The sequence below is a fragment of the Tessaracoccus oleiagri genome, from assembly GCF_900103275.1.
Taxonomy (GTDB): domain Bacteria; phylum Actinomycetota; class Actinomycetes; order Propionibacteriales; family Propionibacteriaceae; genus Arachnia; species Arachnia oleiagri.
Genome location: NZ_FNGP01000001.1, coordinates 894,987 through 909,903 on the forward strand (window position 1 = coordinate 894,987; position 14,917 = coordinate 909,903).

General features: G+C 70.6%; 13 protein-coding genes. 7 read left to right on the forward strand and 6 right to left on the reverse strand.

The genetic code is table 11. The features are described from left to right. Positions 1 to 79: 79 nt before the first annotated feature. Genes dnaK through BLR46_RS04085 form a run of 5 tightly spaced genes read left to right on the forward strand, consistent with a single transcriptional unit; the run spans position 80 to position 5,273 of the window. On the forward strand, positions 80 to 1,951 hold the full coding sequence (dnaK, locus tag BLR46_RS04065; RefSeq protein ID WP_093249092.1) for a molecular chaperone DnaK: 1,872 nt from the start codon (positions 80 to 82) through the stop codon (positions 1,949 to 1,951). Continuing rightward, the gene (locus tag BLR46_RS04070; RefSeq protein WP_342689721.1) at positions 1,948 to 2,574 is read left to right on the forward strand and encodes a nucleotide exchange factor GrpE; all 627 of its coding nucleotides are present in this window, start codon (positions 1,948 to 1,950) and stop codon (positions 2,572 to 2,574) included. Before dnaK ends, BLR46_RS04070 begins: the two co-directional genes overlap by 4 nt. 17 nt (positions 2,575 to 2,591) lie before the next feature. Further along, on the forward strand, positions 2,592 to 3,743 hold the full coding sequence (gene dnaJ, locus BLR46_RS04075) for a molecular chaperone DnaJ (protein WP_093249093.1): 1,152 nt from the start codon (positions 2,592 to 2,594) through the stop codon (positions 3,741 to 3,743). Positions 3,744 to 3,748: 5 nt separating this feature from the next. Beyond that, positions 3,749 to 4,162 (forward strand): heat shock protein transcriptional repressor HspR, encoded by a 414-nt coding sequence (locus BLR46_RS04080; protein WP_093249095.1) that lies wholly within the window; start codon positions 3,749 to 3,751, stop codon positions 4,160 to 4,162. A 55-nt stretch (positions 4,163 to 4,217) separates the two neighbouring features. After that, positions 4,218 to 5,273, forward strand: coding sequence for a sialidase family protein (locus tag BLR46_RS04085; protein ID WP_093249096.1), 1,056 nt, complete (start codon positions 4,218 to 4,220; stop codon positions 5,271 to 5,273). A gap of 64 nt (positions 5,274 to 5,337) precedes the next feature. On the opposite strand, the gene BLR46_RS04090 is transcribed toward BLR46_RS04085, so the two are convergent. The 6 genes from BLR46_RS04090 to larE are packed head-to-tail and all read right to left on the reverse strand — an operon-like array spanning position 5,338 to position 12,214. Further along, a complete protein-coding gene (locus BLR46_RS04090) occupies positions 5,338 to 6,738 on the reverse strand; it encodes a mannitol dehydrogenase family protein (protein WP_093249098.1) in 1,401 nt (466 codons plus the stop codon). 35 nt (positions 6,739 to 6,773) lie between these two features. Next, positions 6,774 to 8,192: a glucuronate isomerase gene (gene uxaC / locus BLR46_RS04095; protein ID WP_093249099.1), complete on the reverse strand. Its 1,419-nt coding sequence runs from the start codon at positions 8,190 to 8,192 to the stop codon at positions 6,774 to 6,776. Between the two features lie 6 nt (positions 8,193 to 8,198). Further along, positions 8,199 to 9,257 (reverse strand): LacI family DNA-binding transcriptional regulator, encoded by a 1,059-nt coding sequence (locus BLR46_RS04100; protein WP_093249101.1) that lies wholly within the window; start codon positions 9,255 to 9,257, stop codon positions 8,199 to 8,201. Continuing rightward, the gene (gene larC / locus BLR46_RS04105; protein WP_093249102.1) at positions 9,254 to 10,666 is read right to left on the reverse strand and encodes a nickel pincer cofactor biosynthesis protein LarC; all 1,413 of its coding nucleotides are present in this window, start codon (positions 10,664 to 10,666) and stop codon (positions 9,254 to 9,256) included. Before larC ends, BLR46_RS04100 begins: the two co-directional genes overlap by 4 nt. After that, on the reverse strand, positions 10,659 to 11,336 hold the full coding sequence (larB, locus tag BLR46_RS04110; protein WP_093249104.1) for a nickel pincer cofactor biosynthesis protein LarB: 678 nt from the start codon (positions 11,334 to 11,336) through the stop codon (positions 10,659 to 10,661). Before larB ends, larC begins: the two co-directional genes overlap by 8 nt. After that, positions 11,333 to 12,214 carry an ATP-dependent sacrificial sulfur transferase LarE gene (gene larE, locus BLR46_RS04115; RefSeq protein WP_093249105.1) on the reverse strand — a complete coding sequence of 294 codons (882 nt, stop codon included), beginning with the start codon at positions 12,212 to 12,214 and terminating at the stop codon, positions 11,333 to 11,335. The genes larB and larE overlap by 4 nt, the downstream gene beginning before the upstream one ends. 309 nt (positions 12,215 to 12,523) lie before the next feature. Between larE and BLR46_RS04120 the strand changes: the two genes are divergently transcribed. Further along, the gene (locus BLR46_RS04120) at positions 12,524 to 13,603 is read left to right on the forward strand and encodes a Gfo/Idh/MocA family protein (protein ID WP_176761650.1); all 1,080 of its coding nucleotides are present in this window, start codon (positions 12,524 to 12,526) and stop codon (positions 13,601 to 13,603) included. A 102-nt stretch (positions 13,604 to 13,705) separates the two neighbouring features. After that, a complete protein-coding gene (locus tag BLR46_RS04125) occupies positions 13,706 to 14,875 on the forward strand; it encodes a Gfo/Idh/MocA family protein (RefSeq protein WP_093249108.1) in 1,170 nt (389 codons plus the stop codon). Positions 14,876 to 14,917 lie beyond the last annotated feature (42 nt).

The window sequence follows — 14,917 nt, forward strand, 5'->3', positions numbered from 1 at the left end:
AATGAGTCCGCGCCATGTGGTTAACTTGAGTCAACCCCGCTCAAGGGAAACCTGAACGAACGTAACTGGAGGAACCCCCATGGCACGTGCAGTAGGCATCGACCTCGGCACCACCAACTCGGTTGTGGCCGTCCTGGAGGGCGGCGAGCCCGTCGTCATCCCCAACGCCGAGGGGCAGCGCACGACCCCGTCGGTGGTCGCCTTCTCGAACTCCGGCGAGGTGCTCGTCGGCGAAGTCGCCAAGCGCCAGGCCGTCACCAACGTCGACCGCACCATCCGCTCCGTCAAGCGCCACATGGGCACCGACTGGAAGCAGACGATCGACAGCAAGGACTACCACCCGCAGCAGATCTCGGCCTTCGTGCTGCAGAAGCTGAAGCGCGACGCGGAGGCCTACCTCGGCGAGTCGGTCACCAACGCCGTGATCACCGTCCCCGCGTACTTCTCCGACGCCCAGCGCCAGGCCACCAAGGAGGCCGGTGAGATCGCCGGCCTGAAGGTCGACCGCATCATCAACGAGCCCACCGCGGCCGCGCTCGCGTACGGCCTCGACAAGGGCGACATCGAGCAGACCGTCCTCGTCTTCGACCTCGGCGGCGGCACCTTCGACGTGTCACTGCTCGACATCGCCGACGGCGTCTTCGAGGTGAAGGCCACCAACGGTGACAACCGCCTCGGCGGCGACGACTGGGACCACGCGGTCATGGAGTGGCTCGCGCAGCAGTTCAAGAACAAGCACGGCATCGACCTGCTGGCCGACAAGATGGCCCGCCAGCGCCTCCAGGAGGCCGCCGAGCGCGCCAAGATCGAGCTGAGCTCCGCTTCGGAGACCTCCATCAACCTGCCGTACATCACCGCGTCCGCCTCCGGTCCGCTGCACCTCGACGAGAAGCTGTCGCGCTCCGAGTTCCAGCGCCTCACGCAGGACCTGCTCGACCGCTGCCGCGCGCCGTTCAACGCCGTCATCAAGGACGCCAACACCTCCGTCGACAAGATCGACCAGGTGCTCCTCGTCGGCGGCTCGACCCGCATGCCGGCCGTCGTCGACCTGGTGAAGGAACTGACCGGCGGCAAGGAGCCCAACAAGGGCGTGAACCCCGACGAGGTCGTCGCCCTCGGCGCCTCGCTGCAGGCCGGTGTCCTGAAGGGCGAGGTCAAGGACGTGCTCCTGCTCGACGTGACCCCGCTCTCGCTCGGCATCGAGACCAAGGGTGGCGTGATGACGAAGATCATCGAGCGCAACACCACGATCCCGACCAAGCGCTCCGAGGTGTTCACCACCGCCGAGGACAACCAGCCCGCCGTGATGATCCAGGTGTACCAGGGCGAGCGCGAGTTCGCCCGCGACAACAAGTCGCTGGGCAACTTCGAGCTCACCGGCATCCTGCCGGCACCGCGCTCGGTCCCGCAGATCGAGGTCACCTTCGACATCGACGCCAACGGCATCGTCCACGTCTCCGCCAAGGACCTGGCCACCAACAAGGAGCAGTCCATGACTGTCACCGGTGGCTCCGCCCTGGGTAAGGAGGACATCGATCGCATGGTCAAGGACGCCGAGGCGCACGCCGAGGAGGACCGCAAGCGCCGCGAGACCGTCGAGATGCGCAACGAGGGCGACGCCCTGGTGTTCCGCACCGAGAAGCTCCTCACCGAGAACGCCGACAAGATCGACGAGTCCACCAAGGCTCCGGTCGTGGAGGCGGTCGACGCCCTGAAGGAGGCCCTGAAGGGTGACGACAACGACAAGGTGAAGGCGGCGATCGACGACCTCAACACCAAGGCCGCGGCGATGGGCCAGGCCATGTACGCCGCCGCGCAGGCCGCGCAGGCCCAGTCGGCCGGCTCGGCCGAGGGTTCCGACGAGGCTGCGGAAGGCACGCCGTCGTCCGATAATGGTGACGACGTGGTCGACGCCGAGATCGTCGAGGAAGAGCCGAAGGAAGATAAGTGAGCGAATTTCGCGAAGACGAGGCCGTGGTGGAGGGGACCGAGGAGTTCCTTCCCCCGGCCTCGGCCGGTGATACGGAGAAGGTAGAGATCGTCGAGGAGGAGGCCAAGGAGGGTGTGGAGGAGTTCCTCCCGCCACAGACCGGGGCCGACGACGCGGCAACCGAGCCTGCCGCGGAAACGGTCGAGGCCGAGGCGGCCACCGTCGACTACGAGGCGCTCGTCGCAGAACGCACCGCGGATCTGCAGCGGGTCCACGCCGAGTACGCGAACTACAAGAAGCGCGTCGACCGTGACCGCGGCCTCGCCCGCCAGGCGGGCATCGAGGCCGTGATGACGGACATGATGCCGGTGCTCGACGCCATCCAGCTCGCGCAGCAGCACGACGACCTGGCCGAGGGGTCGCGGATGATCATCGACGAACTCAGGAAGGTCACCACCAAGCACGGCCTGGTGACGTTCGGTGAGGTCGGCGAGGAGTTCAACCCGGTGCGGCACGAGGCGCTCATGCAGCTGCCGCTCGACGAGCCGGTGCAGGTGGTCACCATCTCGCAGGTGATCCAGCCGGGCTACGAGCTGCACGGCCGGGTCATCCGCCCGGCGCGCGTCGCCGTCGCAAACCCGTAAGCCAGGGAAGGGCACAGATGAGCACGAAGGATTGGATCGAGAAGGACTACTACAAGGTCCTCGGCGTGTCCAAGAGCGCTTCGGCCGAGGAGATCCGCAAGGCGTTCCGGAAGATCGCGTCCGAGAACCACCCTGACCGCAACCCCGGCGACAAGAAGGCCGAGGCGCGCTTCAAGGAGGCGTCCGAGGCCAACTCCGTGCTCAGCAACCCCGACAAGCGCAAGGAGTACGACGAGGCCCGCAGCCTGTTCGGCGGCGCCGGCTTCCGGTTCCCGAAGCCGGGCACCCACCAGCAGGCCACCGGGTTCGAGGACCTGTTCCGCAACGCCTCCGGGGGCGCTGCGGGCGGGTTCGGCGACATCTTCGGCAACCTGTTCGGCGGCAGCCCCACCACCCGCCGCGCCACCACCCGGGGGCCGCGGCGCGGCGCCGACGTGGAGGCTCGGGCCACGCTGTCGTTCGAGCAGGCGGTCGAGGGCACGACCGTGTCCCTGCGGACGGTCTCCGACCGCCCCTGCCCGTCCTGCCGGGGCACCGGCGCGAAGGCGGGGACCCTGCCCAAGGTGTGCCCCACCTGTGAGGGCTCCGGCATGAAGTCCTCCGACGCGGGCGGCGTGTTCTCGCTGTCCGAGCCGTGCCCGGACTGCCTGGGCCGCGGCCTGATCGTCGAGGAGGCGTGCCCCGACTGCGACGGTTCCGGGCGAGGCAAGTCGACGAACACCATGCAGGTCCGCATCCCCGCCGGGGTGCAGGACGGCCAGCGCGTGCGCATCAAGGGCAAGGGCGCGGCGGGGGAGAACGGCGGCGCCCCGGGAGACCTGTACGTCGAGGTGTCCGTCACCCCGCACAAGCTCTTCGGGCGCAGCGGCGCCAACCTCACGCTCGACGTGCCCGTCACCATCGGCGAGGCGTCGCTGGGCGCGGACATCACGGTGCCGACGCTGGGCGGCGCCAACGTGAAGCTGCGCATCCCGCCGGGCACGCCGAACGGCCGCACCCTCCGCGTCCGCGGCAAGGGTGTGCGCAAGCCCGACGGCTCGTACGGCGACCTGCTGGTCACCGTGAAGGTCCAGGTGCCCGAGGACCTGAGCGAGGAGGCCAAGGAGGCGCTCAAGGCGTTCACCGAGGCCTCGCACCAGGCCAACCCGCGGGCCGACCTCTTCGGGTGACCGGCATGGACAACCTGCCACAGCCGTTCGACCCGGACGCGGCCGTCTTCCCTGTCTCCATCGCCGCGTCGCTCGCCGAGATGCACCCCCAGACGCTGCGCGGCTACGACCGCCTCGGGCTCGTCGTCCCGCAGCGAGCGCGGGGCCGCGGACGCCGTTATTCGTTGCGCGACATCGCAAAGCTGCGCCACGTGCAGCAACTCTCGCAGGGCGAGGGCATCAACCTCGAGGGCATCCGCCGCATCCTCGCGCTCGAGGACGAGGTGGAGACGCTCCGCGACCAGGTGGAGTGGCTCGGCGACACCCTTCGCCGGCTGCAGTCCACCGGCATCAGCCGGGTCTTCACCGCCGACGAGCACGGCAGCATCCACCACGGCCGCTACCGGGCCCGCAAACCGCGACAGATCACCTGGCCCTGACGGCGTCTCGCCGGGGCCCCGTCGGCCCCGGGGCCCGGTGGCGTAGAGTCGCTCTGTGGAAATTCTGGCGAGAAGCGGCGACCCCTTCGACGGTGCGCCGACCGATTCCCCCTGCTACCGCATCCCCGCACTGACGCGCTCCTCCTCCGGGCGGCTCGTGCTCGTCTACGACGTGCGCACCTCCCCGCTCGACCTCCCCGGTCCCAACGGCATGGCCGTGCGCACGAGCGACGACGACGGCGCCACCTGGTCCGATCCGCGCTGGCTCCGCGAGCACGACGGCGGGTGGGGCTGCGGCGACGCCTCCCTCATCGCCCTGCCGGGCGGGCAGTTGCTGTGCTGGTACGTCGGCAGCGACGGCACGTCGTTCTGGGACGACCAGCGCCCCGGCGCCGACTGGACCGTCTGGGTGGCCCGCTCCGCCGACGACGGCGAGACCTGGGTCCACGCCGACGTGACCGGCTTCGTCTGGCCCGACGACGGCGGCTGCCTCTTCGCGTCCTCCGGCAACGGCATCGTCCTCGGCTCGGGCCGCATCCTGCAGCCGCTCGTCATCCGCCGCAGGGGCACGCAGGAGCGCTACTGCGCGATGGCGATCTCCGACGACGACGGCGTCCACTGGCGCCTGGGCAGGCCGGTCGAGGGCTGCGACGAGACGAAGGTGGCCCAACTGCCCGACGGGACGGTCGTCCTGCACAGCCGCAGCACCCCGTCGCGGCTGTTCGCGATCTCCCACGACGACGGCGAGAGCTTCACCGTCGCCGCCGCCGACCTTCCCGACCCCGGCTGCAACGGCGGCCTCACCACGCTCCCCAACGGGCAGCTGGCCAGCACGCTGGTGTTCCCGGACGGCGGCGAACCGATCGACGTGGACCTGCCGGACCCCACCGGGGGCCGGGGCGCCACGTCGGGCCCCGTGTGGGAGGACCGCCGCAACCTGGTCCTGCGCGTCGGCCACCCCGGTGACTGGAGCGAGCCGCAGGTGATCGACCCTGGCCTCGCCGCCTACTCGGTGGCGGTCGCCCTGCCCGACGGGTCCGTCGCCGTCGCGTGGGAGTACGGCGCCTACGACGGCATCCGCTTCGACAGGGTCCGCATCCCGACCCGCTGAGCCGACGAAGAGAACCCCCGGCGGCCGATCGGATCGGCGCCGGGGGTTCCGTGCTTTTCTCGGGTCAGGCGAGCAGCTGCTCAGCGGCCTCCGCGATGGCCCGCACCAGCTCGGTGTCGCCGGCCAGGTCGGGGGCCACGAAGCCGAGCACGTTGGCGGCGTCCTCCTCGAGCGTGCCGCCGACGAGCGCCACCACCTTGTCCTTGGCCGCGTCCTTCACGGGTGCCCCGTGGCCGCGCAGGTGCAGCAGCCAGGCGGCGACCGCCGTCACGGCCGCCTTCGGCGTCTCGCCCTGCGCGCGGAAGCGGCGGAGCGTCGGGACGATGCGCACAGCGATCTTCTGCGAGCCGTCGGCCGCGATCTGCGCCAGCAGGTGGCGGATGTTCGCGTTCTCGTAGCGCTCGACGAGCGCGGCCGCGTACTCCTCCCACGGGACGCTGAGCCCGGGGCCCGCCTCGGACCACCAGGTCTGCACGAGCTCGCGGACGCGCTCGTCAGCCATCCCCTCGGAGACGGTCTCGATACCGAGGATCGGGCCGGCGTAGGCCATCAGGGAGTGGGAGCCGTTGAGCATCCAAAGCTTGCGCTGCTCGTAGGGCTCCACCTCGTCGACGATCTGCACGCCGGCGGACTCCCAGTCGGGCCGCCCGGCGGGGAACTGCCCGCTGATGACCCACTCGCTGAACGGCTCGGTCGGGACCGGCGCCGCGTCGTGGTAGCCCTGGGCGGCCTCCACGTCGGCGATCTCGGTGTCGGTCGTGGCCGGGGTGATGCGGTCGACCATCGAGGTGGCCCAGGCGACGTTCTCGCCCATCCAGTCCACCAGCGACGAGTCGGTGGCGGCTGCGGCGTCGCGGACGACGCGGCCGAACGCCTCGCCGTTGTCCGGGATGTTGTCGCAGGGGAGGATCGTGAGTGGCCCGACGCCGGCCGCGCGTCGCGCCAGGAGCCCGGCCATCACGCGGACGGGGGAGGTGACGACCTGCAGCGCCGCGATGTCCTCGACCGACGGGGCACCGTTCTCGAGCAGCTCGCGCACCGCGATGAGGTCGGCCGCGACCGCCGCGTCGGCGACGTCCAGGGACCCGTCGGAAGCCCGGTAGTAGCCGGCCTCGGTGACGGTGGAGGTCACGACCGCGAGCTCCGGTGACGCGAAGTAGCGCACGAGCGCGGCGAAGTCGGAAGCCGGGTGGACGTGCGAGACCGACGAGATGACCTCGTAGGAGTCGCCCTCGGCGCCCTTGGTGACCAGCGTGTACAGGCCGTCCTGCGGGGTCAGCAGCTCGGCCATGGTGGGACGGCGGCCGGTGAAGGCCGCGATGCCCCAGTCGTCGCGGTCGGAGGCGTGCTCGGTGTACCAGGCCTGGTGGGCACGGGTGAAGTTGCCCAGGCCCAGGTGGACGATGCGCACGGGGGCGGCCGGGCGTCCGAACTGGCTACGCGTGAGGGCGGGTACGGCGGTCATGGTGTTCCTTTCTGAAGAGTCCGGGTCCCGGAATCTCACAACTTGAAGGCGCGCTTCGGCTGGGTGGTGACGAGCTCGACGGCGGTCTCGGCCGCCTCGTCGAGGCTCAGGCGGTGCTCCGCGACCAGCCCGGCGAGGTACGCCGAGTCGACGCGGCGGGCGGCGTCGTGGCGCGCCGGGATGGAGCAGAAGGCGCGCGTGTCGTCGATGAAGCCGGAGCCCTTGTGCAGCGTGCCGTAGCCGGTGGTGGCGCGGCGGAACCGCATCATGGCGTCGTTCTCGTCGATGAACCACCAGGGGGCGCCGATGTACATGCCGCGGTACCAGCCGGCCAGCGGGGCGAGCTCGCGGGAGTAGACCGTCTCGTCCATGGTGAACACGACGAGCTGGAACCCGTCGGCGTTGCCGTAGGCGGAGAGGATCGGCTGGAGGGAGGCGGCGAACTCCACCGGCAGCGGCACGTCGCCGCCGACGTCGGCGCCGTAGCGCTCGAAGGTGGCGGTGTCGTGGTTGCGGTACACGGCCGGGTGCAGCGTCATGACGAGCCCGTCCTCGACGGCCAGTCGGGCCTGCTCGTTGACCATGTGGGCGCGCAGCGCGTCGCCCTCGTCGACGGTGATCTCGCCGGCGAGCGCCCGGGCGAAGAGGCGCTCGGCCTCGGCGTCCGCCAGCCGCTCGCAGCGGGCGTCGCGGTGCGAGTGGTCCGATGACACGGCGCCGTGGTCGACGAAGTAGCGGCGGCGGATGCGCATGGCCTCCACGTGGTCGGCATAGCTGCCGATCTCCACGCCCGCGGCCTCGCCGAGCTGCTTGGTCAGCTCCACCCAGCCGGCGCGGGCGGGCTCGAGGTACTTGTCGGGGCGGAACGTCGGCACGACGCGGCTGTCCCACGTCGGGTCGTCGACGAGCTGCTGGTGCCCGGCGAGGTCGTCGCAGGGGTCGTCGGTGGTGGCGAGGAAGTCGATGTTGAAGCGCTTGTACAGCGCGCGGGGCTTGTACTCGTCGGTGCCGAGGCGCTCGAGGATCTGGTCGTAGATCCGGTCGGCGGTCTCGGCGGAGGGCCGGACGTCGATGCCGAACACGTCGACGAACTGCGACTCGAACCAGAACTGCACCTGGGTGCCGCGGAACACCTTCCAGTTGGAGCAGAAGATGCGGAACGCCTCACGCGACTTCTCGGGGCTCATGGGGGAGCCGACCGGGACGCCGAGGTCCTCGAGCTCCACGCCCGCGACGCTGTGCAGCAGACGGTTGGTGTAGTGGTCCGGCGTCAGCAGGAGCGTGGTCGGGTCGGTGAAGGGGGTGTCGTCGGCGAGCCACTGCACCGGCACGTGGCCGTGGGGGGAGATGATCGGGAGGTCGGCGACGCGGGCGTACAGCTCGCGGGCGATCTCGCGGGTCGCCGGGTCGGCCGGGAAGAGCCGGTCGGGGTGCAGGGTGAGCGGTTCGGGCATCGGATTTCACTCCATCTTCTGGCGGGGTAGGTGTGTGGTCGGACGTGCCGGTCCGACGCTGTCCCTCAGGTGCAGGTCCATGGGGACGACGATCGTCTCCGCACTCGGGGCGGAGCGGTGTCGCAGCTGGGTGATGAGGGCGCGCGCGGCGCGCATGCCGATCTGGCTGGTGGAGGGTGCGACGCTGGTGAGCGTCGGGGTGGTCAGCACCGACGAGATCGAGTTGTCGACGCCGGCCACGGACACGTCCTGGGGGACGCGCAGCCCGGAGCGCTGCACCGACTTCATGAAGCCGATGGCCATCATGTCGTTGTAGCCGATGACCGCCGACGTGGGGTGCTCCATCCAGGCGGCCGCGGCAGCGACTCCGCCGTCGAGCGAGGGGGCGTAGGGCCCGATGCGCCGCACCACGAGGTTGAGCTCGTGGCAGGCCTCGGAGACGGCGCGCCACCGCACCCCGTCGGCCCAGGAGGCGGCGGGCCCCGCGATGTAGGTGAAGCGCGTGTGCCCGAGCGAGGCGAGGTGCTCGACGAGGCGCCGCATCCCGCGCGGGGTGTCGGCGACGATGGAGGGCAGGCCCGCGATGATGCGGTTGACGGACGCGACCGGCCGGACCTTCACGATCTGCGTGATCGCGGAGTCGCTCAGCCGGGACGCGCCCAGCACGAGCCCGTCGACGAGCGGCGCGAGCCGGCTGATGCTCTCGCGCTCGATCTTGGCGTCCTCGCGGGTGTCGATCAGCAGGACGGAGTAGCCGTGCTCGGCGGCCTCGTTCTGGAAGCCCTTCATGATGTGGGCGAACACGGGGTTGGCGACGTCCGCAACGACGAAGCCGAGCGTGTTCGTCGCGACGCCGGCCTTGTTCTGCGCCAGCGGTTTGGCGCGGTAGCCGAGCTCCTGCGCGGTGGCGCGGATCCGCTCCGCGGTGTCGGCGTTGACGCGGCCGGGCCGCGCGAACGTCCGCGACACCGTCGACGGCGCGACGCCCGCCACCCGGGCGATGTCGTAGATGGTGACTTTCTTCCTGCGTATCGGGGTGTCAGTCGGAACTTCGTCGTCCGTCATCTCCGTACGCCCCCTTCCTCCTCCGGCCAGGGCGCGCCGGGGTAGAGCCCGGCGGCCCAGGCGACAGACTGTGCCTGGGTGAGCGCCACGCGCTGCGCGACGCCAAGGTGTTCGGCGAGTTGTTCCACGTCGATGAACTCGGCGGTGGCCTGCTGGATGGTGTGCCCGACGCCCTCGCCGGACACCTTGATGCGGACGCTGAAGCCCTCGACCTCGACCGGGATCCAGACCCGCTCGAGCACGCGGCGGTGCATCGGGGCCGTGATGCGCACCCCGATCGTCGACGTGTGGGTGACGAGGGCGTCGGCGACGTAGTCGACGCAGTCCGCGGGCGCGATCGCGGTGATCGTGTGCGCCGGGCGGCCCTTCTTCATGATGATCGGGACGAGCCACGCGTCGACGGCGCCGGCGTCGAGGAGCCGGTCGATGACGGCTGGCCAGACGCGCGGGTCGAGGTCGTCGACGTTGGCCGAGACCTCGTGGATGGTGGTCTCGGGGCGGTCGCCCTGGGTCTGGGCCGTGGCGGGTCGCGGCCTCTCGACCACCTCATCGCCGACGGTGGCGCGCAGCACGCCGGCGCGGTCGGCCCGGACCTTGGACCCCGCGCCGATGCCGATGTTGCGCAGCGTCATCTTCGGCAGCGGTTCGACGGCGTCGCAGATCGCGCGGAGCAGGGCGAGCCCGGTCGGGGTGCACAGTTCGCCTGCCTCCGGCGGGCCGCCGGCCTCCACCTGCCACCCGCGGGCGAGTTGGAGCACGGCCGGCGGCGGGACGGTGAGCAGGCCGTGCTGGGTGTTGACGGTGCCGGTGCCGACGGCGACGACCGAGCAGGTCGCGCGGCCGATGCCGAGGGTGCGGACAGCTTCCGCGACGCCGACCATGTCGCCGATCGAGTCGAGGGCGCCGACCTCGTGGAAGTGGACGTCTTCGACCTCCACGCCGTGGACGTGCGCCTCCGCACGGGCGAGCCGCCGGAACGCGTCGAGCGCGAGCTCGCGGGTCTCGTCGGGAACCCCGTCCACCGAGAGCATCGCCTCGATGTCCGACAGGTGCCGCGCGGGCGGGTCGACCTCGTCGGCGATGACGTCGACCTTCATCGCCTGGAACGGGCCGCGCTCCACCCGTCGCCACTGGAGGTGCAGCTTGCCCGGCGCGACGAGCTGCAGCACCGCGGCGACGCTGGCCGCGTCCGCGCCCGCGTCGAGCAGCGCGCCGAGCAGCATGTCGCCGCTGGCGCCCTGGCTGGCGTCGATCCACAGCCGACGTCGCGGCGCGCCCTCGTCCACCCACAGCTTCCCGGCGGGGATCACGGTGCCCGGCGCGACGATGTCACCGTCGGCGGTGGTGATGCCGTCGGGGAGCGACTTCGGGTGATGGTGGTGGTGGCCGCCGGCGTGGTTGTCATGCATGGGGTTTGTCCTTCGGGGCGGCGATCTGGGCGGCGAGGTGGCCTGCGCCGTAGCCGTTGTCGATGTTGACGACACCGACGCCGGGGGAGCAGGAGTTGAGCATGGAGAGCAGCGCGGAGACGCCCTCGAAGGCGACGCCGTAGCCCACGGAGGTGGGCACCGCCACGACGGGGCAGGCGACGAGCCCGGCGACGACGGGCACGAGTGCCGCGTCCATGCCGGCGACCGCGACCACCACGTCCGCCGAGCGGAGCACGTCGCGCTTGGAGAGGATGCGGTCGAGGCCGGCCACGCCCACGTCGACCACCTCCGTGACCTCGCGCCCGAGGTACCGGGCGGTGAGGGTGGCCTCGCGGGCGACGCGCAGGTCGGCGGTGCCGGCGCACACGACGACTACGCGGCCGCCCGTCGGCCGCGGCGGCTCGGCCGGCCACGCGATGAGCGACGAGGTCTCGTCGTGGTGGGCGTCCGGGAGCTCGGCGAGGACGACCTCCGCCTGCTCCGGGCTGACGCGCGTGAACAGCACGGGGCCGAGGTCCTGCCGGGCCGCGCGCTCCCGCCAGGCGCGGGTGATCTCGACGAGCTGCGCGACGGACTTGCCCTGGCAGAGCACCGCCTCGGGGTAGCCGCGGCGGGCGTAGCGGTCGAAGTCGAGGGTGGCGACGCTCATGCGGCACCCGGCCTGGCGGTGAGCAACTGCAGCGTGAAGGCGCCGGACTGGATGCCGGCGAGGTCGAGCACCGCGTGCTTGAAGCCCGCGGCGCGGACGGCGGCCAGGAGCCGCTCCCGACGCTCGTCGTCCGCGACCAGCGCGAACTCGGACGAGGGCACCTCGATCCGGGCGATGTCGCCGTGGTGGCGGACCCGGCAGTCGGAGAACCCGGCGGCCAGGACAGCGTCCTCGGCCGCGTCGACCTGCAAGAGCTTCTCGGCGGTGACGGGCTCGCCGTGCGGGACGCGGCTGGCGAGGCACGGTGCCGCGGGCTTGTCGGCGCTGCTCAGCCCGAGCGCGCGGGCGATGGCCCGCACGTCGGCCTTCGTGGCGCCGGCGGACGCCAGCGGGTGCAGGACGCGGTGCTCACGGGCGGCGCGGGCGCCGGGGCGGTCGGGGCGCGCGGCGTCGTCGAGGTTCTCGCCGTAGGCGATGGCGTCCAGCCGCAGGCGGCCGACGAGGTCGTCGTCGAGGCGGGTGAACAGCTCGTCCTTGCAGAAGTAGCAGCGGTCGACGGGGTTCGCCGCGTACTGCGGGTTGTCGAGCTCGCGGGTCTCCACCTCCACGAGCGGCAGGCCCAACTCGTCGGCCTGGCGGGTGGCGAGGCGCCGCTCGCGCTTCGCCAGCGACGGGGAGACCGCCATCAACAGCGTGGTGCAGTCGGGCCCGACGGCCCGGGCGGTCAGGGCAGCGAGCACGGTGGAGTCGACGCCGCCGGAGTAGGCGACGCCGACGCGGGCGCGCGGCCCCGCGGCGTCGCGGATGTCTCGGGCGACGCCGTCGGCGATCCGCTGCAGGTCCGGCTGCAGTTGGATGAACAGGTCGGTGGTGGTCATGGTGCTCAGGAGCCCTCCCCGTCGATGCCGTCCGGGCCAGGGACGGTCCTCAGGACCGACCGGCGGATTCTCAGCATGTTGGCTCCCTTGCGCGTGGGCTGCAGGTATCTACCTCGACAATTCGACCACGTTTCCATGGCGGTCAGGCGAGAATTGCCGTTTGTTGCAGCAATGGGGCGGGCGGCGGGGCGACCCCGCCGGAGCCTGGGTGCGCGGCCGCTTGCCGTGTGTTGCCAGTCCTGACACGGCCCCCCGGAGGGGGCCTGACAGTACAGTGGGCGCAACGGACCACGCGAGAGGGAGACGCAGTTGAGCAAGGACGGAATGAACTACGCACCGGACCCGATTCCGAACCCGGTCGTCGAGCCCGGCGACTTCCCCTTCGCGGTCACGGGGCTGCACCACGGCCACATCTTCGGCATGGTCAACGGGCTGCTCGGCGCCGGCGCCACGCTGAAGTCGGTCTACGACGACGACCCGGAGATGGTGGCCGCATTCAAGACGATGTTCCCCGACGTGCACGTCGCCTCCAGCGAGGAGGAGCTCCTCGCCGACGAGGAGATCAAGCTCGTCGCGGCCGCTGACATCCCCAACCTCCGGGCCGACCTCGGCATCCGCGTGATGGAGGCCGGCAAGGACTACTTCACCGACAAGACGCCGATGACCACGCTCGACCAGCTGGCGCGCGCCCGCGAGGCCGTGGAGCGGACGGGCCAGAAGTTCAACGTCTACTACTCCGAGCGGCTGCACGTCGAGGCCTCCGTCATGGCCGGGCAGCTGGTCCGCGACGGTGCCATCGGGCGCGTCATCCAGGTGCTGAACCTCGGCCCGCACCGCCTCAACGCCGACTCCCGCCCTGACTGGTTCTTCGACAAGGAGCAGTACGGCGGCATCCTCGCCGACATCGGCAGCCACAACTGCGAGCAGATCCTGTACTTCACGGGTGCGAAGGACGCCGAGATCACCGACGCGGCGATCGCCAACTACAACCACCCGCAGTTCCCCGAGCTGGACGACTTCGGCAACGCCACCCTCGTGTGCGACAACGGTGCGACGGGCTACTTCCGCGTCGACTGGTTCACCCCCGACGGCCTGTCGGTCTGGGGCGACGGCCGCTCCTTCCTGCTCGGCACCGAGGGCTACATCGAGCTGCGCAAGTACGTTAATGTCACCACCGACGACGGCCCCGACAACGTCTTCATGGTCAATGGGGACGGCGAGCACCGCTTCAACGCCAACGGCAAGGTGGGCTACCCCTTCTTCGGCGAGATGGTCCTCGACTGCCTCAACCGCACAGAGGAGGCCATGACGCAGGAGCACATCTTCAAGTCGGTGGAGCTCGCGCTGAAGGCGCAGGAGCGTGCGCGGGTCCTCACCGCACAGTCCTGAGCCTCGTGGCCCGGCCTCCCCTGCAACTTTCGGCAAGGGGAGGCCGACAACTGCAATCCGGCATAGATTCGACGGAAACCCAGGAACAAGGAGGTCCGAAACATGACGGAGCAGGTACGGCTCGGCATCATCGGCTTCGGCGCACAGGGCGGCTTCTACGGCTCGCTCGTCGCCGACGGCAGGGTGCCCAACATCACCGTCGCCGCGGTGTGCGACATCGACGAGGCCAAGCGGGAAGCGGTCGCCAAGGTGCTGCCGGAGGCGAAGTTCTACGACAACCACGTCGCGATGCTCGAGAGCGGCGACGTGGACGCGGTCGTGATCTGCGTTCCCCACTACCTCCACCCCGAGATGGCGATCGACGCCATGGAGCGCGACCTCCACGTCCTCGTGGACAAGCCGGCCGGCGTGTACACGGCGCAAGTCGAGAAGATGAACGAGTTCGCGAAGTCGAAGCCCGAGCTGACCTTCGCGATCATGTTCAACCAGCGCAACAACCCGCTCTACCAGTACGTCCGCGAGCTCGTCGCCTCCGGTGAGCTGGGCGCCCTGCGCCGCAGCAACTGGATCATCACGACGTGGTGGCGGCCGCAGGGCTACTACGAGCAGAGCGAATGGCGCGCGACGTGGGGCGGCGAGGGCGGCGGGGTGCTCGTCAACCAGGCCCCGCACCAACTCGACCTGTGGCAGTGGATCTGTGGCGTGCCGAAGTCGGTCTACGCCAAGGCGTCCTTCGGGTTCCGCCGCAACATCGCGGTGGAGGACGAGGTGACCGCGCTCGTCGACTACGGGGAGGGCGCGACCGGCACCTTCGTCACCGCGACGCACGACCTCGTCGGCACCGACCGGTTCGAGATCCTCCTCGACGGCGGCAAGATCGTCGTCGACAACAGCAAGACGGTCACCGTCACCAAGCTGGACAAGCCCGAGCGCGAGCTGTCGGACCAGATGACGATGGAGGACGTGAAGCAGCTCTTCATGGGCAAGCTCGACCCGAGCACCCTGTACACGCAGGAGACCAAGGAGTTCGAGTCACCGTGGGGTGAGCAGCACGCGGGCGTCCTCGTGAACTTCGCGGCCAACATCCTCGACGGGACCGAGCTCATCGCGCCCGGCGCCGACGGCATCAACGGCGTGCGCCTGGCCAACGCCATCCACCTGTCCAGCTGGACCGGCGAGGAGGTGCCGCTGGAGGGCACCTCCGAGCGCTACCTCGAAGAGCTCAACAAGCGCATCCGCGAAGAGGGCAAGTTCCCCGAGCGCGAGGCCTGACACCAGCCGAACGACGAGGGAGGGGGCGACCGTGACGGTCGC